This window comes from Dietzia sp. WMMA184 (assembly GCF_002441635.1).
GTDB lineage: Bacteria > Actinomycetota > Actinomycetes > Mycobacteriales > Mycobacteriaceae > Dietzia > Dietzia kunjamensis.
On the sequence record NZ_NXEI01000001.1, the window covers coordinates 3,099,687 to 3,119,125 of the forward strand.

General features: G+C 71.5%; 19 protein-coding genes. 15 read left to right on the top strand and 4 right to left on the bottom strand.

Annotation, left to right across the window (positions count from 1 at the left end):
- Positions 1-126: 126 nt before the first annotated feature.
- Positions 127-690, top strand: a complete 564-nt coding sequence (locus tag CK206_RS14260) for a YbjN domain-containing protein (protein ID WP_069389592.1) — start codon at positions 127-129, stop codon at positions 688-690.
- Between the two features lie 24 nt (positions 691-714).
- On the opposite strand, the gene CK206_RS14265 is transcribed toward CK206_RS14260, so the two are convergent.
- Positions 715-2,424: a long-chain-fatty-acid--CoA ligase gene (locus CK206_RS14265; protein ID WP_067717079.1), complete on the bottom strand. Its 1,710-nt coding sequence runs from the start codon at positions 2,422-2,424 to the stop codon at positions 715-717.
- A 41-nt stretch (positions 2,425-2,465) separates the two neighbouring features.
- On the opposite strand from CK206_RS14265, the gene CK206_RS14270 reads away from it, so the two are divergent.
- From CK206_RS14270 to CK206_RS14285, 4 genes are all read left to right on the top strand, one after another.
- Positions 2,466-3,212, top strand: a complete 747-nt coding sequence (locus CK206_RS14270; RefSeq protein ID WP_067717075.1) for a phosphoglyceromutase — start codon at positions 2,466-2,468, stop codon at positions 3,210-3,212.
- 114 nt (positions 3,213-3,326) lie between these two features.
- Positions 3,327-4,523, top strand: a complete 1,197-nt coding sequence (locus tag CK206_RS14275; protein WP_067717072.1) for a cell wall metabolism sensor histidine kinase WalK — start codon at positions 3,327-3,329, stop codon at positions 4,521-4,523.
- A complete protein-coding gene (locus CK206_RS14280; RefSeq protein WP_067717069.1) occupies positions 4,520-5,209 on the top strand; it encodes a response regulator transcription factor in 690 nt (229 codons plus the stop codon). The genes CK206_RS14275 and CK206_RS14280 overlap by 4 nt, the downstream gene beginning before the upstream one ends.
- Positions 5,210-5,445: 236 nt before the next feature.
- Complete coding sequence (locus tag CK206_RS14285) at positions 5,446-6,537, top strand: IS110 family transposase (protein WP_216824173.1); 1,092 nt, start codon at positions 5,446-5,448, stop codon at positions 6,535-6,537.
- Positions 6,538-6,650: 113 nt separating this feature from the next.
- On the opposite strand, the gene CK206_RS14290 is transcribed toward CK206_RS14285, so the two are convergent.
- A complete protein-coding gene (locus CK206_RS14290) occupies positions 6,651-7,511 on the bottom strand; it encodes a hypothetical protein (RefSeq protein ID WP_067718676.1) in 861 nt (286 codons plus the stop codon).
- 33 nt (positions 7,512-7,544) lie between these two features.
- Between CK206_RS14290 and CK206_RS14295 the strand changes: the two genes are divergently transcribed.
- From CK206_RS14295 to CK206_RS14325, 7 genes are all read left to right on the top strand, one after another.
- A complete protein-coding gene (locus tag CK206_RS14295; protein ID WP_173674799.1) occupies positions 7,545-8,492 on the top strand; it encodes a Ppx/GppA phosphatase family protein in 948 nt (315 codons plus the stop codon).
- Positions 8,493-8,494: 2 nt separating this feature from the next.
- Complete coding sequence (locus CK206_RS14300) at positions 8,495-10,255, top strand: hypothetical protein (protein ID WP_096906783.1); 1,761 nt, start codon at positions 8,495-8,497, stop codon at positions 10,253-10,255.
- 267 nt (positions 10,256-10,522) lie between these two features.
- A complete protein-coding gene (gene proC, locus CK206_RS14305) occupies positions 10,523-11,365 on the top strand; it encodes a pyrroline-5-carboxylate reductase (protein ID WP_096906784.1) in 843 nt (280 codons plus the stop codon).
- Between the two features lie 284 nt (positions 11,366-11,649).
- The gene (locus CK206_RS14310; protein ID WP_067718677.1) at positions 11,650-11,871 is read left to right on the top strand and encodes a helix-turn-helix domain-containing protein; all 222 of its coding nucleotides are present in this window, start codon (positions 11,650-11,652) and stop codon (positions 11,869-11,871) included.
- Between the two features lie 182 nt (positions 11,872-12,053).
- Positions 12,054-12,155: a 30S ribosomal protein bS22 gene (locus CK206_RS14315; protein ID WP_003855542.1), complete on the top strand. Its 102-nt coding sequence runs from the start codon at positions 12,054-12,056 to the stop codon at positions 12,153-12,155.
- Positions 12,156-12,358: 203 nt separating this feature from the next.
- Positions 12,359-13,555 carry an NAD-dependent epimerase/dehydratase family protein gene (locus CK206_RS14320; protein WP_254050599.1) on the top strand — a complete coding sequence of 399 codons (1,197 nt, stop codon included), beginning with the start codon at positions 12,359-12,361 and terminating at the stop codon, positions 13,553-13,555.
- Positions 13,552-14,685, top strand: a complete 1,134-nt coding sequence (locus tag CK206_RS14325; RefSeq protein ID WP_096906785.1) for a lysophospholipid acyltransferase family protein — start codon at positions 13,552-13,554, stop codon at positions 14,683-14,685. The genes CK206_RS14320 and CK206_RS14325 overlap by 4 nt, the downstream gene beginning before the upstream one ends.
- A gap of 36 nt (positions 14,686-14,721) precedes the next feature.
- Here CK206_RS14325 and CK206_RS14330 read toward each other — a convergent pair whose 3' ends face one another.
- The gene (locus CK206_RS14330; protein ID WP_371606926.1) at positions 14,722-15,972 is read right to left on the bottom strand and encodes an HAD family hydrolase; all 1,251 of its coding nucleotides are present in this window, start codon (positions 15,970-15,972) and stop codon (positions 14,722-14,724) included.
- A gap of 73 nt (positions 15,973-16,045) precedes the next feature.
- On the opposite strand from CK206_RS14330, the gene CK206_RS14335 reads away from it, so the two are divergent.
- Entirely contained in the window at positions 16,046-16,315 is a 270-nt protein-coding gene (locus CK206_RS14335) for a glutaredoxin family protein (protein WP_082923762.1), read from the top strand.
- A 63-nt stretch (positions 16,316-16,378) separates the two neighbouring features.
- Here the strand turns inward: CK206_RS14335 and CK206_RS14340 are convergent, their stop codons facing one another.
- Positions 16,379-16,729, bottom strand: a complete 351-nt coding sequence (locus CK206_RS14340) for an HNH endonuclease (protein WP_096906786.1) — start codon at positions 16,727-16,729, stop codon at positions 16,379-16,381.
- Positions 16,730-17,111: 382 nt separating this feature from the next.
- On the opposite strand from CK206_RS14340, the gene CK206_RS14345 reads away from it, so the two are divergent.
- Both CK206_RS14345 and hemC read left to right on the top strand, forming a co-directional pair.
- Positions 17,112-18,434, top strand: a complete 1,323-nt coding sequence (locus tag CK206_RS14345; protein ID WP_173674800.1) for a glutamyl-tRNA reductase — start codon at positions 17,112-17,114, stop codon at positions 18,432-18,434.
- On the top strand, positions 18,431-19,429 hold the full coding sequence (hemC, locus tag CK206_RS14350) for a hydroxymethylbilane synthase (protein ID WP_096906788.1): 999 nt from the start codon (positions 18,431-18,433) through the stop codon (positions 19,427-19,429). The genes CK206_RS14345 and hemC overlap by 4 nt, the downstream gene beginning before the upstream one ends.
- Positions 19,430-19,439: the final 10 nt, after the last annotated feature.

A 19,439-nucleotide genomic window follows, 5' to 3' on the forward strand; every position in this document is an offset into this window, starting at 1 on the left:
CAGGAGCCGCCGCGTCGAATCGCCTACGAGGCCCGGCCGACGCCTGGCCCGGCCGACGACAAGTCTTTGCCGACGACAGGCCCCAGCCGACGAGAAGTCCCAGCCGACCACCCCGAAGGAGTCACGATGATCGACCCCACCGAGAGCAAGCGCATGGACGACGACGGGCCGGCCCCGCACCGGGACGATGTCGACGCCCCCACCGTCGAGCGGATCCGCAACTTCCTCGTGGAGCGGGAGATCGAGTCGACGCTGGCCGACGGACGGACCTTCGTCGTGATCCTGCCGGGGGAGAAGCGCCTCAAGACCGCGTGCCACCTGACGGTGAACCGGGAGAGCGTGCGCATCGAGGCGTTCGTGTGCCGCCGACCCGACGAGGACTTCGAGAAGGTCTACAACTACCTGCTGCGGCGCAACCGGCGGCTCTACCAGGTGGCCTACACGCTGGACAACAACAGCGACATCTACCTCGTCGGCCGGATGCCGCTGGTCGCGGTGACCGAGGAGGAGCTCGACCGCGTGCTGGGTCAGGTGCTCGAGGCCGCCGACCACGACTTCAACGTCCTCATCGAGCTGGGCTTCCACACCTCGATCCGCCGCGAGTGGGAGTGGCGGGTGTCCCGGGGCGAGCCGCTGCGCAACCTCGACGCGTTCCGCCACCTCACCGAGGACCTGCCCCAGCCCGAGTAGCCCGGGGCCGGGACAACCCGCCGGTCAGGGGTTGATCTGCTGCGCGACCCTCTTGCGCAGGACCTTGCCCATCGGGTTGGTGGGCAGTTCGTCCAGTTCGACGAACTCGCGCGGGACCTTGTACCCGGCCAGCGAGCCCTTGCAGTGCGCGCGCAGGGCGTCGGGGTCGAGTGTGGCGCCGGGCTCCGGCACGACCGCGGCGATGACCTTCTCGCCGCCGTCGGAGCTCGGGCGGCCCACCACGGCGCAGTCCGCGACGCCCGGGGCCGTGCGCAGCACCGCCTCGACCTCCGACGGGTAGACGTTGAACCCGCCGGTGACGATCATCTCCTTGATCCGGTCCACCACGTGGAGGAAGCCGTCGGAGTCCTGCACCACGACGTCGCCGGTGCGGATCCAACCGTCGTGGAAGGTCTCGGCGGTCGCCTTCTCGTTGCGCCAGTAGCCCGGGAACACCTGCGGTCCTTTAACCAACAGTTCACCGGGCTCGCCGGCCGGTGCGTCGACCGAGGGGTCGTCCTTGTCCGCGACACGGATATCGGTGTCCGGGAACGGGACGCCGATGGAGCCGGCCCGCCTCGCCGTCGACATGGGGTTGCCGACGGTGATGGGGGAGGTCTCGGTCATCCCGTATCCCTCGACCAGGAGGCCGCCGGTGGCGGACTCCCACCTCTCGATGAGCTCGGCGGGCAGGCTCATGGCGCCGGACAGCGAGTGCCGGATGCCGTGCAGCGGGATCTTCCGCTTTTCGGCCTCCTCCAGGATCTTGGTGTAGATCGGCGGGACGGCCGGGATGAAGGTCGGCAGCTCCTTCTTCAGGATCGGCATGATGAGGTCCATGTCGGGGGTCGGGACCAGTTGGAGCCGCGCGCCCTCGGCGATCCCGAACACCACGCACAGCGTGACGCCGTAGGCGTGGAACATCGGCAGGGAGGCGAGGAACTTCTCCTCGCCCGGCGTGAGTTCGGGAACCCAGGCGCGACCCATCTTCGCGTTGGCCACCAGGTTGGCGTGGGTGAGCACGGCGCCCTTCGGGGTGCCGGTGGTGCCGGAGGTGTAGAGGATCAACGCGGGATCCTCGGCCGCCGGCCGCGGGTACGAGAAATCCAGCTCGGCGCCCGTCTCGAGGTCCGCCCAGTCCAGCGTGCCGGGTGCCGGCCGGGAGAGCTTGTCCCGGGAGGCGCGCAGTGACGGCACCGGCAGGTGCTTGAGCGCCAGCCTCTTGGCGGCGGGGAGCTCGTCGAGCAGGTCGACCGAGATGATGTGCTCGATCGCGGTGCCGGGCCGGTCGGCGAGGTCCCGCACCACGGGCGCGACGACGTTCCAGGTCACGACCACCTTCGCCCCGTGGTCGGCGAAGGGGCCCTCGAGCTCGTCGGCGGTGTACAGGGGGTTGTGCTCCACGACGATCGCACCGATGCGCAGGGCCGCATAGAAGACCGCGACGCCCTGGGGACAGTTGGGCAGCAGCACGGCGACGCGGTCGCCGCGGTCGACGCCCAGGCGCCGCAGGCCCTCGGCGGCGCGGCGCACCCGCCTGCCCAGGTCGGCGTAGGTGGTCAGGCGGCCGAAGAACTCGGTGGCGGGCCGGGACGAGTAGGAGCTCACGGCGTCGTCGAACTGGTCGATCAGCGTGGTGGTGCCGTAGTCGAGATCCTGCGTGGTCCCCGGCGTGTAGTGGACGGTCCACGGCCGCCCGGTCGATTCGGGGGTGTCTCCGGCGTGTGCGGTCATGTCTGCACCGTAGTCCTCGGAGCGCGGGTCATAATGGCCGTATGGCTTACGGAACACTCGTCCTCCTGCGTCACGGGCAGTCCACGTGGAACGCATCCAACCAGTTCACGGGCTGGGTCGATGTCGACCTCACCGATCTCGGTCGGGAGGAGGCGGTCCGCGGCGGAAAGCTCCTCGCCGAGGCCGGGATCCTGCCGGACATCCTGTACACCTCGCTGCTGCGTCGCGCGATCACCACCGCGAACATCGCGCTGGACGCCTGTGACCGCCACTGGGTCCCGGTGATCCGGCACTGGAAGCTCAACGAGCGTCACTACGGCAAGCTCCAGGGCCTGAACAAGGCGGAGATCAAGGACCAGTTCGGCGACGAGCAGTTCATGTTGTGGCGCCGCAGCTACGACACCCCGCCGCCGCCGATCGACCCGGCGGGCGAGTATTCGCAGACCTCCGACGTGCGCTACGCGGACCTGCCGGAGGTGCCGTTGACCGAGTGCCTCAAGGACGTCGTGGACCGGTTCATCCCGTACTACGTCGCCGAGATCGCCCCCAAGCTCGCGGAGGGCAAGACCGTGATGGTGGCCGCGCACGGCAACTCGCTGCGCGCCCTGGTCAAGCACCTCGACGGCATCTCCGACGAGGATATTGCCGGCCTGAACATCCCCACCGGGATCCCGCTGGTCTACCACTTCGACGAGACCGGGCTGGTCGCCAACCCGGGCGGCACCTACCTCGATCCGGAGGCCGCCGCCGCGGGTGCGGCCGCCGTGGCCAACCAGGGCGGCAAGTAGTAGGTGAAGGCCCGGTGAACGGGTCGCGAACCCCCGGCAGCCTGCGAACTTCGCGCAGGTGGCCGGGGGTTTGGCGATTCGGGCGCCGGAACGCCACACCGTAGGATCGGGGTCGTGCAGGTCAGTCTGGGGATCTTCCTCGCGATCGTCGCCGGGATCATCGGCTTCATCGTGGGCGGCTTCGTCGTCCCACTGATCCACCGACGCGGTGAGCGTCGGCGCGCGGAGCAGGCCGGGCCCAGCCGGCTGGATGTCCTGCGGGGCGTCTATCAGCAGGCGCCGTACGCACTGGCGGTCGTGGATCGCCACCAGGACGTGGTCCTCTACAACCGTCGTGCAGCGGAGTTGGGGATCGTCGATGACCGCCTGCTGGTGGAGCCGGTCTGGCGCGCGGCCCGGTCGACGTTCACGGACGGCCACCCCGCCCGGTTCGACCTGCCCGCCAAGATGGCCCCCGGCCGCCGCCGCATACCGTCGGTGAGCGGGCGCGGGGAGATCCTCGAGGGCAACGGCGAGCAGTTCGTCGTGGTCTTCGCCGACGACGACTCCGAGCACCGTCGTATGGAGGCGGCCCGCCGCGACTTCGTCGCCAACGTGTCGCACGAGCTCAAAACCCCGGTCGGGGCGATGGCGGTGCTCGCCGAGGCGCTGCTGGAGTCCAAGGACGACCCGGACTCGGTCGAGTACTTCGGCGGACGCGTGGTGAGCGAGGCCCAGCGGCTCGGCAAGATGGTCTCCGAGCTCATCGAACTCTCTCGACTGCAGGGCGCCGAACGGATCCGCGACCCGGAACCGGTGGACGTGGACGACGTGGTGGCCGAGGCCCTGCGCCGGTCCGCGTCGGCGGCGGAGGCGGCCGGGATCGAGCTCATCACCGATGCGCCGTCCGGGCTGGAGGTCAAGGGGGACTGGACCCTCTTGGTCACGGCGGTGGCCAACCTCATCTCGAACGCCATCAACTACTCGCCCGACCACACCCCGGTGTCGATCACCCGGTCCGCGACCGGGGACACCGTGACGCTGCGGGTCACCGACCGCGGGATCGGCATCGCCCCGGAGCACCAGGCCCGCGTCTTCGAGCGGTTCTTCCGCGTCGACAAGGCCCGTTCCCGCGCCACCGGCGGGACCGGGCTGGGTCTGGCGATCGTCAAGCACGTCGCCCAGAACCACAACGGCGCCGTCAGCCTGTGGAGCCGCCCCGGTACGGGGTCGACCTTCACACTCGAACTTCCGGCTCATGTGGAGCCGGGTGGCGCCGGGGGGACCCCCGGCGCCGAGCACGCCGACCAAGGAGAGGACCAGGTGCCGTGACCAGGGTGCTGATCGTGGAGGACGAGGACTCGCTGGCGGATCCGCTGGCGTTCCTGCTCCGCAAGGAAGGCTTCGAGGTCACCGTCGCGGGGGACGGCCCGACCGCGCTGGAGAACTTCGAGTCCGAGGGCGCGGACATCGTGCTGCTGGACCTCATGCTCCCCGGGATGTCCGGCACCGATGTGTGCAAGCGACTGCGGACGACGTCGACCGTCCCGGTGATCATGGTGACCGCCCGCGACAGTGAGATCGACAAGGTCGTCGGTTTGGAGCTGGGCGCCGACGACTACGTGACCAAGCCCTATTCGGCCCGCGAACTCATCGCCCGCATCCGGGCGGTGCTGCGCCGCGGCGCCGAGGCCGAGGCGGAGCCGGTCAGCGACATCGGCGTCCTGGAGTCGGGGCCGGTGCGGATGGACATCGAGCGGCACACGGTGCTGGTCCGCGGCACGGCCGTCACGCTGCCGCTCAAGGAGTTCGACCTGCTGGAGTACCTGCTGCGCAACTCGGGCCGGGTCCTCACGCGCGGACAGCTCATCGACCGGGTGTGGGGGTCGGACTACGTCGGCGACACCAAGACCCTCGACGTCCACGTCAAGCGTCTGCGCTCGAAGATCGAGTCCGATCCCGGCAAGCCGGTGCACCTGGTGACCGTCCGCGGGCTGGGCTACAAGTTCGAGGGCTGACAGTGATGATGTGTGTAGTGGTTCTTCGGGCGGGTCTGACTCACGGGCTGACCGTCGCGGTGGCTGACTAGAAGCGGATTTGTCGGCCCGCTCGGGGGATCGCTACGCACGCGACCGGACGGGCGTTTGTGACCTCATAGGAGCTTGGTTCAGAAGCCCCGCCACTGTCTTGTCCGCCCGCCTGGCCGGCGCGTGCTGCCCCACCGGGATCAACGAGAAAGGCAGCAGTGACCATGATGTCCGATCAGCACGTGCATGTCATCGCCGGAGTGGATACGCATGGCCAGACCCATCACGCGGCGGTGATCGACTCCCTCGGGCGGCATCTGGCCGACCGAGAGTTCCCGGCCACGGGTTCCGGGTACCGGCAGCTACTTTCATGGCTCGGCGGCCACGGCACCGTGCAGGCCGTTGGGGTCGAGGGCACCGGAGCCTACGGCGCCGAGCTGTCTCGGGTGCTGGCCCGGGCCGGACTACCGGTGGTCGAAGTCGACCGACCCGACCGCAAGACCCGGCGGATGAAGGGCAAGTCCGACCCGATAGACGCCTATGCCGCTGCTACCGCGGTCGCCTCCGGGCGTGCCACTGGCGTGCCGAAGACCCGCGACGGGATCGTGGAGGCCGTCCGGGCCTTGCGTGTGCCTCGGCGCTCCGCGGTCAAGGCCCGCACCCAAGCGATCAACCAGGCCAGGCAGCTGGTGATCACCGCTCCGGAGGAATTGCGAGCCCAGTTGCGTGGCCTGCCCGCCCGCGAGCTGGCCGCAGTCTGCGCCCGGTTCCGTCCCAGCGACCTCGCTAGTCCCCTCGGCGCGACCAAGGCGGCACTACGCATTCTGAGCCGCCGGATCCTGGCACTGAGTGAGGAGATCGCCGACCTCGACGTCGAGCTAAAAGCCCTGACCGCGCAGACGGCTCCGACCCTGATGAACCGCACGGGCGTGGGACCTGACGTCGCCGGGCAGCTTCTGGCCACCGCGGGCGACAACCCAGACAGGCTGCGCTCCGAAGCGGCGTTCGCGCACCTGTGCGGCGTGGCCCCGATCCCTGCCTCTTCAGGACGACGAGACCGACACCGACTCAACCGCGGTGGCGACCGGGTCGCGAACCACGCCCTGCATACCATCGCACTGAGCCGCATGCGATGGGACGAACGCACCCGCTCATACGTTGACCGACGAACCGCGCAAGGCCTGTCCAAGAAAGACATCATGCGCTGCCTCAAACGCCACATCGCGCGCGAGATCTACCATGCCCTGATCAACGACCTGCAGGCTCGCGACCCCGCCACCAAAGCACCGACCACCGCCGACCTCGCCAAAGCCGCTTGACATCCATAGGAGCATCCGCCCCCGCTGGAAATCCGCTACCCTCCGTCCGGATCCGCTACCCCTACACGGGTAGCGGATCCGGACGGAGGGTAGCGGATTCCGGACTTTCCCGGTCAGGTCTCGCTGGCTCGTTCGGTCTGCGCCCGCTCGGTCGCCGGGTGCACGGCCACGATCCCGAGCTGCCGCCGACGCCGGCACGCCGCGGCGAGCACCTCGTAGCACTCGGCGCCCAGCAGTTCGACCAGCTCGTCACGTAGGGAGATGTAGACGGGGTCGACGCCGACGTGCGCCTCGGGCGAGCCTGTGCAATACCAGTCGAGGTCCAGCCCGCCCGGGCCCCAGCCGCGGCGGTCGTACTCTCCGACGCGGGTGTGGAGGATCTCCACCTCGTCGGGGCGGGTCTCCCACTCGTGTGACATGTGGATCGGCAGCTGCCAACAGACGTCCGGCTTGGACTCGGGCAGGCTCCGCCCCGTCCGCCCGGCCAGGTGGTGCAGGGCGCAGCCCGACCCGGTCGGCCATCCGACGTCGTTGAAGAATACGCACCTCCCGCCCAGGCGGCGCGTCCTGAGAGCGGGCTCCATCTCGCCGTCGTCGCCGGTCAGTTCGTCCTCCTCCAGCCACGCCTCCTGCGCGGCCCCTTCCGCCGTCGCGGCGGCGTGGGCGGCCTCGCGGTGCTGCCATTCCTCCGGACGCAGCAGGGCGACGTTGGCCTCGAGCCGCTGCCGGTCGGAGTCGTCGGAGAGGAAGGCGCCGTGCGTGCAGCAGCCGGAGTCGGGCTGGTCGCGGTCGATGCCGTGGCAGGCGGGCGTGCCGAAGACGCACGTCCACGACGACAGCAGCCAGGTCATGTCGGCGGAGATCAGATGTTCGTCATTCGCGGGGTCGGGGAACGTGTACCACTCCCGCGGGAAGTCGAGGGGGACCTCGGGCTGAGGGGCGCCCGGGGTCGGGGGGCGTTCGGTGGCGGTCACAACCTGCGACCGTAGACCGTTTAGGGTGGTCGTGTGAGATTAGGTGTCCTGGACGTGGGAAGTAACACGGTCCACTTCCTGGTGGTCGATGCCCACCGGGGTGGTCATCCCACGCCCATGAACGATTCCAAGACCCGGCTACGCCTGATCGAGTACCTGGACGACGACAACAACATCTCCAAGACCGGCATCGCCCGGCTCATCGACGCGGTCAACGAGGCCGCCGAGCTCGCCGAGGCCACCAAGTGCCGCGAGGTCATGGCGCTGGCCACCTCCGCCGTGCGCGACGCGGCCAACTCGGACGACGTGTTGGCCAAGGTGGAGAAGGAGACCGGCATCGAGCTGCGGGTGCTCTCCGGTGAGGACGAGGCGCGCATGACGTTCCTCGCCGCGCGTCGATGGTACGGCTGGAGCGCGGGGCGGATCATTAACCTCGACATCGGTGGTGGGTCGTTGGAAATGACCCACGGGGAGGACGAGCTGCCCGAGCAGGCGTTCAGTCTGCAGCTGGGCGCCGGCCGGCTCACCCACGACTGGTTCAAGACCGACCCGCCGGAGCGCAAGCGCATCAACCAGCTGCGTGACTACATCGACGCCGAGCTCGACGGGCCGGCCCGGGAACTCCGGGCGGCCGGTGAGCCCGACCTCGCGTGCGCCACCTCCAAGACGTTCCGTATGTTGGCCCGGCTCACGGGTGCGGCGCCGTCGTCGGAGGGCCCACGGGTGGACCGGGTGCTCACAGCCGCCGGTCTGCGGCAGGTGATCGCGTTTATCTCCCGCATGACGGCCGCCGACAGGGCAGAGTTGGAGGGCATCAGCTCCGACCGCTCGCATCAGGTGGTGGCGGGAGCGCTGGTGGCGGAGGCGTCCATGCGTGCGTTGGGTCTGGAAAGTGTGAAAATCTGTCCGTGGGCTCTGCGAGAGGGGCTCATCCTGCAGCGTCTCGACCGGGACGTGGGCGGCGACGGGAAGGGGAGCTGACGATGGCCGAGGATTCAGACGGTCAGCAGATCACCGTGGCGGAGCTGCTCAAGCGCATGGGCGCGGAGCAGCAGGACGCCCCGGCCGGGCGTCGGCGTCGCCGGGCCGACGAGGGCGGCGGACTCAGCGTCTCCGAGCTCACCGGTGAGATCCCCAAGATCACCGACGACACCGTGCTCAGTGGTCGCGCGGCGCGGCGTCGGGCGCGGGAGGCCGAAGAGGCCGCGGCCGCCGGTGGCGACGCCGAGCGGGACGCGGAGTCGGGTGCCGACGGTGGTGCCCCGACGGGCGCCGGGGAGACCCCGGGGACGACGACGACGAGGTCGTCCACCTCTGAGGCCCCGCAGACCCCGCGGCCCTCGGGACGGCGGCGGGCCCCGGAGGCAGGGGCGCCCGCGTCCACGCCGGCCGGGTCGGCCGAGAAGTCGTCCGTCGCACCGACGCCCACCACCTCGCCGGCCCCGCAGCAGGCCCCGACGTCGGCGACTCCGTCCGCGCCCGCCCCGTCGCGCTCCGCCTCCGATGACGCCGGCCAGCAGGGAAAGAAGGGCGGTCTGCGCGGGCTGTTCGGCCGCAAGCGCAAGGATGCGGAGCAGTCGGGGTCCGACGCTCCCGCCACCCGCCCGACGCCCGCTGATCGTGGGGGCGTGGGGCCCGCCGGCGCCGCGGCCGCAGGTGTTGCGGGCGCTGCTGCTGCCGGTGTCGCCGGCACCGCAGCCCCGGGCTCGGGCGACAAGTCAGCTCCGTCCGCAGCGGCCGGAACGGCAGACAAGGCCGCGCCGGCCTCGTCCACCGCCCCGGCGGTCAAGCCCGGCACCGACAAGCCCGCCACCGGCAAGCCCGCCACCGGCAAGTCCGGTACCGACAAGTCTGCCGCGACCTCCGGTTCTGCCGAGGTCGGCAAGGCTTCCGGGGCCACCGACACGGCCGTCACAGCAGACAAGCGCGTCACCGAGAAGTCCGCCGGGACCCCCGCCGCTCCGGCGGCCGACAAGCCCGCCGCCGCAGACAAGCCCGCCGCAGGGGCCGATGCCTCCGCATGGGGTGTGCCGTCGGGCAGTGGCTCGACCGCCCGCCGCGCCCCCGAGGCGACCGCCGAGCAGTCCGACGATTCCGACTCCGCCACGCGCGGGGGTGCCCTGGGTGCGGCGACCGCTGCCGCCGCCGGAGGTGCGGGAGTCGCGGGAATGGCCGCGGCAGTGGCCGGCGCGGGCACCGGAACCGAGCGGCCGAAGCTCGACGAGACGAAGTCCGACGCGGCGCAGACCGACGCGACGAAGACCGAGGCGACGAAGGCCGGCGCAACGACAGCGGACCAGCAGCCGGTCGCCCGGCCCGGGGCCGACGCCCCCGTCGCCGACCGGACGAGCACAGACCAGCCCGGCGCCGACCGGGCCGACGCTCCGACCCCCGCACCCGCGTCGCAGCAGACCCCGGCGGAGCCGGACAGCTCGCAGTACCGTGACATCGACGACGCCCCCGGCGGAGCCGAGCCCGAGCGGTCGCCGGCGTCGCAGTGGCTGATCCTCGTCGCGCAGGTGCTCGCCTCCGCGGTCGCGGGCGCGGCACTGTTCATCGGCTTCCAATTGCTCTGGCGCGACCTGCCGTGGGTGGCCTTTGCGCTGGCGATCGTCGTGATCGTCGGACTGGTGGCCATGGTCCGCGTCCTGCGCAGGAGCAACGACTCCGTCAGCATCGCCCTCGCGGTGATCGTCGGCCTGGGCGTGACGTGCGGGCCACTCCTGCTCAGACTCGTCTCCTAGCCGCATCCCGGCCACGACCCGCACCCCGCCCGCGCCTGCTCCAGGTGCGGGCGGGGCCGTTTCAGCCGCGGTGCGCGAGCGGGAACCGGCGACGGGCAACCGAATCCCTCCCGCCGCCCATCCGATGTCGCTCCACCCACCGGATGCGATAGGTGGAGCGACATCGAATAGGCGGCGGTGGCGGCGGGCGCGATTCGATGGGTGGCGCGAGCGGGCGGCCCCGTTCGACCGCGGCCGGCCGCGCACGCGTGTGGCACTGTAAAGGGCATGACGAGAATCGCAGTGGTCGGTGGCGGACGCATCGGCGAGGCCCTCATCGCGGGACTCCGTGAGGCCGGGACCGAGCCGTCGGACATCGTGGTGATCGAGGCCGTGGAGGCCCGCGCCGAGCAGTTGGCCAAGAAATACAACATCCTGTCCACCAGCCTCGACATCGGCTGCGAGGGCGCCGACGTGATCGTGGTTGCCGTCAAGCCCCAGGACGTGCCGGCGGTGGTCGGCCGCATCGGCGACGCCATCTCCGACAGCGTCCACGAGTCGATCGTGGTCTCGCTCGCGGCCGGCGTGCCGACGACCGTGCTGGAGAACAAGCTCAGCGCCGGCTCGCCGGTCGTGCGGGTCATGCCCAACACGGCGATGCTCGTCGGGCACGGCGTCTCCGCGCTCTGCAAGGGCCGCTATGCGCGCGATGAGCATCTCGAGCAGGTGTCCACGATCATGGAGAGCGTGGGCCTCGTCGTCGTCGTCACCGAGGCCCAGATGGACGCGGTGACCGCGGTGTCCGGGTCCGGCCCCGCCTACTTCTTCCTCATGGCGGAGGCGATGGTCGACGCCGGCGTGGAGCGCGGGCTGCCGCGCGACGTGGCGCTGAAGCTGGCGGCCGGCACGGCGCTCGGCGCGGGCGCGATGCTCACCGGCGGCGGCGAGGGACCCGCCGAACTGCGCTACAACGTCAGCTCCCCGGGCGGAACCACCGCCGCGGCGATCCGCAGGCTGGAGGCCGGGGGACTGCGCTCGGCGGTGGCGGACGCGGTCGAGGCGGCGGCGTCGCGGTCGCGGGCGTTGGCACTGGCCTCCACCGATGGCGACGACGACGACGAGATCGACTGACCCCGCCACCCGGGCCCGTCGCCGAGGCGACCGAACGGGCCGGGTGTGCGCGTACCGAACCGGCCCGCCGGGTGAGATGTGACCCACCCGGCGGGTCGCTTATGTAGCACAAGCCCAGTTCAGGGCGGGTGAGGCGCGGATCGGGCGGCGTGTCGTCGATGTAATTCGCCCACTCCCGTCGCATTGATCACACCATTCACGCTAGGCTCATACCCAGCACGTGCGTGTCCGTACCGCAGGAGGGGAAGCCTGCGGCACGACGCGTGCCACGAAGGGTTGTGACAATGGCGACTACCGACAAGACCGATAGCGGCGCACAGGCGGCGGGGGGCTCGCAGTTCCTCACCGTGGCCGAGGTCGCCGCGCTGATGCGCGTGTCCAAGATGACGGTCTACAGGCTCGTCCACTCGGGCGAACTGCCCGCCGTGCGGGTGGGGCGGTCGTTCCGGGTCCACTCCAAGGCCGTGCACGAGTACCTCGACACGTCGTACTTCTCCGCGGGCTGACGCACTGAACCGCCCCGGCGGGGCGGTGTCCGGCCCGTTTTCGTGGCCGCGGGGAGCGAGAGGTAGTCTGGATGGGTTCCGTCCCGGCTTTCGAGCTCGCTCTCAGGCGCCGGAGCGCAAGTCAAGGCCCTTCGCGGGCTGTAAGGCCCCAGACCAGTAGTCGACAGGTAGGTGACCCCGATATGGGTTCTGTGATCAAGAAGCGCCGCAAGCGTATGTCCAAGAAGAAGCACCGCAAGATGCTCCGCCGTACCCGCGTGCAGCGTCGCAAACTCGGTAAGTGAGTCCGGCGGCGCCTCGGTAGCGCCCGGACTCACGCCTGTAGCAGATGCCCGTCACCGACAGTGGTGGCGGGCATCGGTGTATTTCGGGGCGGGGTGTCGACTCGGGGCAGGGCAGGGCGGGGCAGGGCGGGGCGCCGCTCGGCCCGCGTCGGCGGCGAGGTCCGCGCACATGGGCAGGGGGGTCCGCAGTTAGACTCGGCCGGGTGGACACCGAACTGCCCGACCGTAGCCCGGCTCGTGCCGTCGCGGTCGTGGGCGGTAGCCGGTATCTCGGCGCCCACCTGGTCGGCATGCTGCTGCGCAACGACTCCGTCGAGCGCGTCCTGGCGATCGACTCGGTCAAGCCGTCGCCGCAGCACCGCCGACGGATGCGCGACGCCGAATTCGTCCGCCTCGACCCGCAGTCCCCGCGCCTGCAGGGGATCCTGCGCGAGGCCGGCATCGACACGGTCGTGCACGCCGGGCTGCACCACACCGACTTCGCCCCCGGCGGCCGCGCGGCCGTCAAGGAGGCCAACATCATGGGCTCCATGCACGTGATCGCCGCGTGCGGGCGGGCCGCGACGGTCAAGCGATTCGTGCTCATCTCCTCGACCTCGGTGTACGGCTCCTCGGGCGTCGACCCGGCGATGTTCACCGAGGACATGGCCGCCCGGCGCCTGCCCAGCGGCGGCATCCCGCTCGACCACTCGTCGGTGGAGGGCTACGTGCGGGGGATGTCGCGCAAACGCCCGGACATCGACGTGACGATCCTGCGCATCCCCGCCATCCTCGGGCTGCCCGAGCCCACGGTGGTCGGCGAGCTGCTGCTGCCGTCCGTCGCACCGGTCCTGGCCGGGTACGACCCGCGCATCCAGCTGCTGCACCCGCAGGACGCCCTGGACGCGCTGCTGCACGCCGCGACGGGCGCGCCCCCCGGGACGTACAACATCGCCGGTGACGGCATCCTCACCCTGACGCAGGCCATCCGCCGGGCCGGGCACATCCCGCTGCCGGTGATGCCGCAGACGTTCAAGCTGGCGGCCCGGTTGCTCTCCAGCCAGGGACTGCGCGACATCGGGCCCTCGCAGCTGCGCTACCTGCGGTACGGCCGCACCATGGACACCACCCGGATGCGCACCAGGTTCGGGTTCACGCCCCGGTACACCACCGAGGAGGCGCTGCACGCCTACCTCGTCGACTCGGGGGCCGAGCCCCTCGTCACGCGCGCCGCACTCGAGCGCAAGACCGCCAAGATCGCCAGCAGACTGCCCGGCCCGGTGGCCAGCCGACTGCGCGCGGGCGTGAACTCGACCATCGGCGAGCTCGAGTCGATAGGGGCCCTGCCGGAGCCGATCGAGCCCGACCCGAACCGGCCGGAGACGAACGAGCCCGACCCGATCGAGGAGGGGGCGCCGTGAAGGGCCCGGAATTCGACCTGTCCCAACCACTCGGCGGCCCCCGCTGGGGAGAGGGCCGACGCGACGCCCGCGGCGACCGCGCGGTCGGCGAGGGCTTCGTCGGGGAGACCACCAGCAGCGACGCCGCGGCCACCGAGCTCGGCAGGATCGTCGACCGGTTCCTCACCTCCCTGCGCAGCTCGATCGGGCAGGTCGTCGACGCACTGCCCCTCGACGCCGAGGTCCTGGCGCCCGTCCGCGAACTGACCCGCGGTGTCGACACGATGCTCGCGACCGGCGACATCAGTGCCCTGTCCACCCTCGCCGACGCCGTCAACGCCGCCGGCGAGCTCCTGGCCTCCCGTGTCACCGGCGGGTACGAGGTCGACGAGTTCGGGTTCGACGAGCACTTCCACACCAACGTGTGGTTGCCCCTGTGGCGGCCGCTGTTCGAGCACTGGTTCCGGGTCGAGGTGATCGGTGCCGAGAACATCCCCGCCGACGGCGCCGGGCTGATCGTCTCCAACCATGCCGGCGTCCTGCCTCTCGACGGGATGATGACCACCGTCGCCGTCCACGACCACGCCGGACGCGCCCTGCGTCTGCTCGCCGCCGACCTGGCCATGTCGCTGCCGGTGTCCGCGCCGCTGGCCCGCCGGGCGGGGGCGACCCTGGCCTGTGCCGCCGACGCCGAGCGCCTGCTGGAGAGCGGTCACGTGGTGGCCGTGTGGCCCGAGGGCTTCAAGGGGCTCGGCAAGCCGTTCGCCGACCGCTACCGTCTGCAGCGCTTCGGCCGCGGCGGGTTCGTGGCGACCGCCCTGGCCGCGGGTGCGCCGATCATCCCGTGCTCGGTGGTCGGCTCCGAGGAGATCTACCCCAAGATCGGTGAGGTCCCGGCGCTCGCGCGGCTGCTCGGCCTGCCGTACATGCCCGTCACGCCCGCGTTCCCGCTCCTCGGCGCGCTCGGCGGCATCCCGCTGCCCACCAAGTGGACGATCGAGTTCGGCGAGCCGATCGAGACCTCGCACCTGGGGCCCGACGCCGCCGAGGACCCGATGGTGGTCTTCGAGATCACCGACCAGGTCCGCGAGACCATCCAGAACACGCTGTTCCGCAACCTCGCGCGTCGCGGCAGCGTCTTCTTCGGCTGACCCGGCGGCGGGGGAGCGCCCCGGCGCGGACCCGCGTCAGAAGATGCGGCGCGCCCGGTCCATCGCGCGGCTGGCGTAGTCCGAGCGCGCGGCCGCCCGGGCGCCCGCGAGCCCGCCGACGGCGAGAACACCCGGCATCGCCTTCTTCGCGGCCTTGCGGACGGTGCGGAAGTCCTTGATGTTCCAGCCGTTCTCCGAGGCGTACTTGCGCAGCTTCGAATCCGGGTTGATGGCGACCGGGTTGCCCACCATCGTGAGCATCGGCATGTCGTTGAAGCTGTCCGAGTACGCGTAGCACTTGGCCAGGTCGAAGCCCTCGGCCTCGGCGAGCTTGGCGATCGCGTGCGCCTTGCCGGGACCGTGCAGGATGTCGCCCACGAGCCGGCCGGTGTAGACGCCGTACTCCTCCTCCGCGACCGTGCCCAGCGCCCCCGTCAGGCCCAACCGGGCGGCGATCACCCGCGCCAGCATCACCGGCGTCGCGGTGACCAGCCAGACCTGCTGCCCGGCGTCCAGGTGCATCTGCACCAGCGAGCGGGTGCCCGGCCAGACGCGGTCGAGCATCGAGGTGTCCACGACCTCCTCGCTCAGTTCGGTCAGTTCGGCGACGGTGCGACCCTTGACGAAGCTCAGGGCCTTGTCGCGTCCGGTGGCGACGTCCTCGGCGTTCTCCTCCCCGGAGATCCGGAACTTGGCCTGCGACCACGCCAGTCCGGCGACGTCGCGCGCGGTGAAGAAGCGGTGCTTGGCCAGCCCGCGGGCCAGCAGGATGATCGACGCGCCCTGGATGAGGGTGTTGTCCACGTCGAAGAACGCCGCGACCCGCGGGTCCGGCACAAACGGCTCGAGCGACTCGTCGGTCTCGGCGGCGGCACGGTCGGCGGCGGCACGGTCGGTTGCCGCACGCTCCGCGACGGCGTCCGCGGGGCGGTCGGCGACGGCGGTCCCGGCGCCCGCGCCCGCGCCCGCGCCGGACCCCTCGCCCTCGCCCTCGGCGGGGTCGTAGTCGGCCAGCGGCGGGCCGGGCTCGGCACCGGGTTCGAGTTTGACGGCGTGCTGGGCAGAGGCCTCACCGGCGCGCCGCTGGATCCGCGCGTCGCGGCGCCGCCACAGCAGCCGACCCAGAGCCGAGCCGAGATCGGCACGACCGGGAAGCCGCGGGCCGGACCGGGAGCGGTGGGACTCCACCGGTTCGGCGGCGTCCTCGGAGGCCTCGCCGCCGGGGGTGGGCGCGTTGTCGTCGTCGTTGTCGTCGGCGTCGTCGTTCACCGGGCGGGAGTCGTTCACCGGGCGGGACCTCCTGAAGGGCGCGGGGACCCCATCCTAGAGCAGCCCCGAGGGGGTGGTGCACTATCGAGCCATGGTGCACACGGTGACCCTGTTGACCCGCGAGGGCTGCGGCAGCTGCGTCCGCGTCCACGGCCAGTTGATCCCACTGTGCGAGGGTGCGGGCGCCCGGCTCGAGGTGACCGACGTCGACCACGCCGCGGACCGCGAACTCGCCGCCGAATACGGCGACCGCCTGCCGGTGGTGTTGGTCGACGGCGCGGAGCACTCGTGTTGGGAGGTCGACGACGACGAGCTGCTGGCCACCCTCGCCGGGGCCGGCCCGTTCCCGGGATGGGACTGAACCGGCCGACGGGCGCGGGCGGTGCCGGGGGGTGCGCGCGGCGGTGGCCGCGACGGTGGGCGGTCACCCCTCCTGCGGCGCGTCGCGCAGGTCTCGCAGGATGGTCGCGTGCCGGAGCAGGAACGCGCCCTCGTCGAGCTTCTTGCGCCGCAGCCACCCGGTGACCTCGCTGTTGTGCTTGCTCGCGTTGCACGACGCGCAGGCCGGGACCACGTTCTCCAGGGTGTAGCGCCCGCCGCGTGAGATGGGCTGAACGCAGTCCTTCTGCAGCGCGGGTCCGGTCGCGGAGCAGTAGGCGCAGGCTTTCCACGCGTCGAGGATCCGGGCCCACTGCGGGTAGGTGAGGTCGTTGTCGACGCGGGACAGACGCCGCTGACGACGCTTCGCGTATCGGGCGCGGGTCGCGGCGGACATGGTCGACGAGGACCTGCGGCGAGGGGGCACGGATGCCACCGTACTGCGGTCCGTGCTGTTCACGGTGCCCGCGGGAGGGCGGCCGGATATAGCATCCGCCCCTGTCACGGTTTTGTCCCGGGGTGTCAGGCGGGTTACGGTGGAGCCCGTTACGGGTCGTACGCAGGCTTGAGGCCACGGCCGTCCCGGCAGGGTGTTTCCGCCATGGGAGCGCCTTGTACGCAGCCGTGCACACCGACGGGAGACGACCGACTGTGGACCAGCGTTCCGCGAGTTCGTCCTGCGGGGCCCCGTCTGTTCTCCGGCCGTCTCCTCGCCGAGTTGACGAGTTGGCATCCATTCTGGCATCGGCCCCCGAGGCCCTGGCGTCCGGGGGTCGGTTGTGAGCATTCTCCTGGTGGGGCTGTCCCATCACAGTGCGCCGGTGTCACTGCTCGAGGCGGTCGCCGTCTCCGAGTCCGAGCGCGACGGGCTCACCGAGGAACTCATCGCCGGCGAGAACGTCGACGAGGCGATGATCGTCACCACCTGCAACCGCGTCGAGGTCTACTCCGCCGTGGACGCGTTCCACCCGGCGCTCGACGACGTCGTGACCCTGCTCTCGCGCCACTCCGGCCTGGGCGCCGACGAACTGAGCCGCCACCTGTACGTGCGCTACTCGGAGTCCGCCGCCGAGCACCTGTTCTCCGTGGCCTCGGGACTGGACTCGATGGTCGTGGGCGAGCAGCAGATCATCGGCCAGATCCGCACCGCCTACCAGTCGGCGTCCGAGATCGGCGCGGCCGGCACCACCCTGCACCGGCTCGCCCAGCAGGCGCTGCACGTGGGCAAGCGCGTGCACACCGAGACCGGCATCGACTCGGCCGGCGCGTCGGTCGTGTCCGTCGCGCTGGACCGCGCGGCCGAGATCCTCTCGGACGGCGCCAGCCGCAGTCTCGACGGACGCCGGGCGGTCGTGCTCGGGGCCGGCGCGATGGGCGGCCTGGCCGTCGCCCACCTCGGCCGCGGCGGGATCTCCCACATCGAGATCACCAACCGCACCCCGGAGCGCGCCGACCGGTTGGCCGAGATCGCCGGCGACTCCGGCACCCCGGCCACGGCGTTCCCCCTCGCGGGGCTCGCCGAGGCCGTCGCCCGCGCCGACATCCTCTTCACCTGCACCGGGGCCGTCGGCACCGTCGTCACCCTGGGCGACGTACACACCGCGCTCGCGGGCCGCGGCGACCGCGGCCCGCTCGTCATCTGCGACCTCGGCATGCCGCGCGACGTCGACCCCGCCGTCGCCGGCCTGCCCGGCGTGACCGTCCTGGGAATCGAGGCGCTCAAGGCCGACCCCGCCACCTCCGCCGCCGCCGCGGACGCCGACGCCGCCCGCACGATCGTCGACGCCGAGCTCACCGCGTACACGCAGGCCGAGCGCATGGCCGGCGTCGGACCGCTCATCGGGCAGCTGCGTGGGCGCGGCGGGCAGGTCGTCGCGGCCGAGATGCGCCGGCTCGAGTCCCGACTGCCCGACATGGACGAGAAGGTCCGCGACGAGGTCGCCAACACCGTCCGCCGGGTCGTCGACAAGCTCCTGCACCCGCCCACGGTGCGGTTCCGGGAACTCGCCGCCCAACCGGACGGCGAGAACTACGCGGCGGTCGTACGCACACTGTTCGACCTGGACAACACCGTGGACGGTAGAAGCGAGGAGGCGTCATGAGCAGGACCCTGAAGGTGGGCACGCGGGGCAGCACCCTGGCCACCACCCAGGCCGGGCACGTCCGCGACGCCCTCATCGCCGCCGGGTACCCGGCCGAACTGGTGATCGTGCGGACCCGCGGCGACGTGGTGATGGCCCCCGTCGAGCGCATCGGCGTGGGCGTGTTCACCCTCGAACTGCGCGCCGCCCTCGAGCGCGGGGACTGCGACATCGCCGTCCACTCGTACAAGGACCTGCCGACCGCGCCCGACGACCGGTTCGCCCCCATCGCCGTGCCGCCGCGCGTCGACCCGTCCGACGTGCTCATCGCCCGCGACGGGCTCACCATGGACACGCTGCCCGAGGGTGCCCGGGTCGGGACCTCCGCCCCGCGCCGGCGCTCCCAGCTCGCGGCCCTGCGCCCCGACCTCGACCTGCACCCCCTGCGCGGGAACATCGACACGCGGATGGGATACGTCACCAGTGGCGACCTCGACGCGGTCGTCCTGGCGGCGGCCGGCCTCGACCGCACCGGTGCGGGAGAGCGTGCCACCCACCGGTTCGGCATCGACGAGATGCTCCCCGCCCCCGCGCAGGGCGCCCTCGCCGTCGAATGTCGCGCCGACGACACCGAGGCCGCCGAGGCCCTCACCGTCGTCGACCACCTGCCCTCCCGGGTCCGGATCACCGCCGAGCGCAGGCTCCTGCGCGACCTCGAGGCCGGCTGCACCGCCCCCGTCGGCGCGCGCGCCGAACTCGACGAGGGCGAACTGACGCTGCACGCCGTGGCCGCTTCCCACGACGGCTCCACCGTCCTGCGCACCCACGGCACCACCGCCACCGCAGACCACCCGGACGGACCGATCGCCGCCGCCGACGAGCTGGGCCGCCGACTCGCGGCCGAACTGCTCGACCGCGGCGCCCGTGACCTCATGGCCGGGGAATCGCCCGAGCAACGCGCCCCACTCGTACCGAGGGAATCCACGACGGCACCACCGACCGTCACCGATCCCTGATCCCCGAACT

Bases quoted from the DNA above. Each gene is read 5' to 3' on its own strand.
- CK206_RS14315 (WP_003855542.1), top strand. From the start codon at position 12,054: ATGGGTTCTGTGATCAAGAAGCGCCGCAAGCGTATGTCCAAGAAGAAG.
- CK206_RS14340 (WP_096906786.1), bottom strand. From the start codon at position 16,729: ATGTCCGCCGCGACCCGCGCCCGATACGCGAAGCGTCGTCAGCGGCGT.
- CK206_RS14300 (WP_096906783.1), top strand. From the start codon at position 8,495: ATGGCCGAGGATTCAGACGGTCAGCAGATCACCGTGGCGGAGCTGCTC.
- CK206_RS14310 (WP_067718677.1), top strand. From the start codon at position 11,650: ATGGCGACTACCGACAAGACCGATAGCGGCGCACAGGCGGCGGGGGGC.
- CK206_RS14285 (WP_216824173.1), top strand. From the start codon at position 5,446: ATGTCCGATCAGCACGTGCATGTCATCGCCGGAGTGGATACGCATGGC.
- hemC (WP_096906788.1), top strand. From the start codon at position 18,431: ATGAGCAGGACCCTGAAGGTGGGCACGCGGGGCAGCACCCTGGCCACC.
- CK206_RS14270 (WP_067717075.1), top strand. From the start codon at position 2,466: ATGGCTTACGGAACACTCGTCCTCCTGCGTCACGGGCAGTCCACGTGG.
- CK206_RS14260 (WP_069389592.1), top strand. From the start codon at position 127: ATGATCGACCCCACCGAGAGCAAGCGCATGGACGACGACGGGCCGGCC.
- proC (WP_096906784.1), top strand. From the start codon at position 10,523: ATGACGAGAATCGCAGTGGTCGGTGGCGGACGCATCGGCGAGGCCCTC.
- CK206_RS14335 (WP_082923762.1), top strand. From the start codon at position 16,046: ATGGTGCACACGGTGACCCTGTTGACCCGCGAGGGCTGCGGCAGCTGC.
- CK206_RS14265 (WP_067717079.1), bottom strand. From the start codon at position 2,424: ATGACCGCACACGCCGGAGACACCCCCGAATCGACCGGGCGGCCGTGG.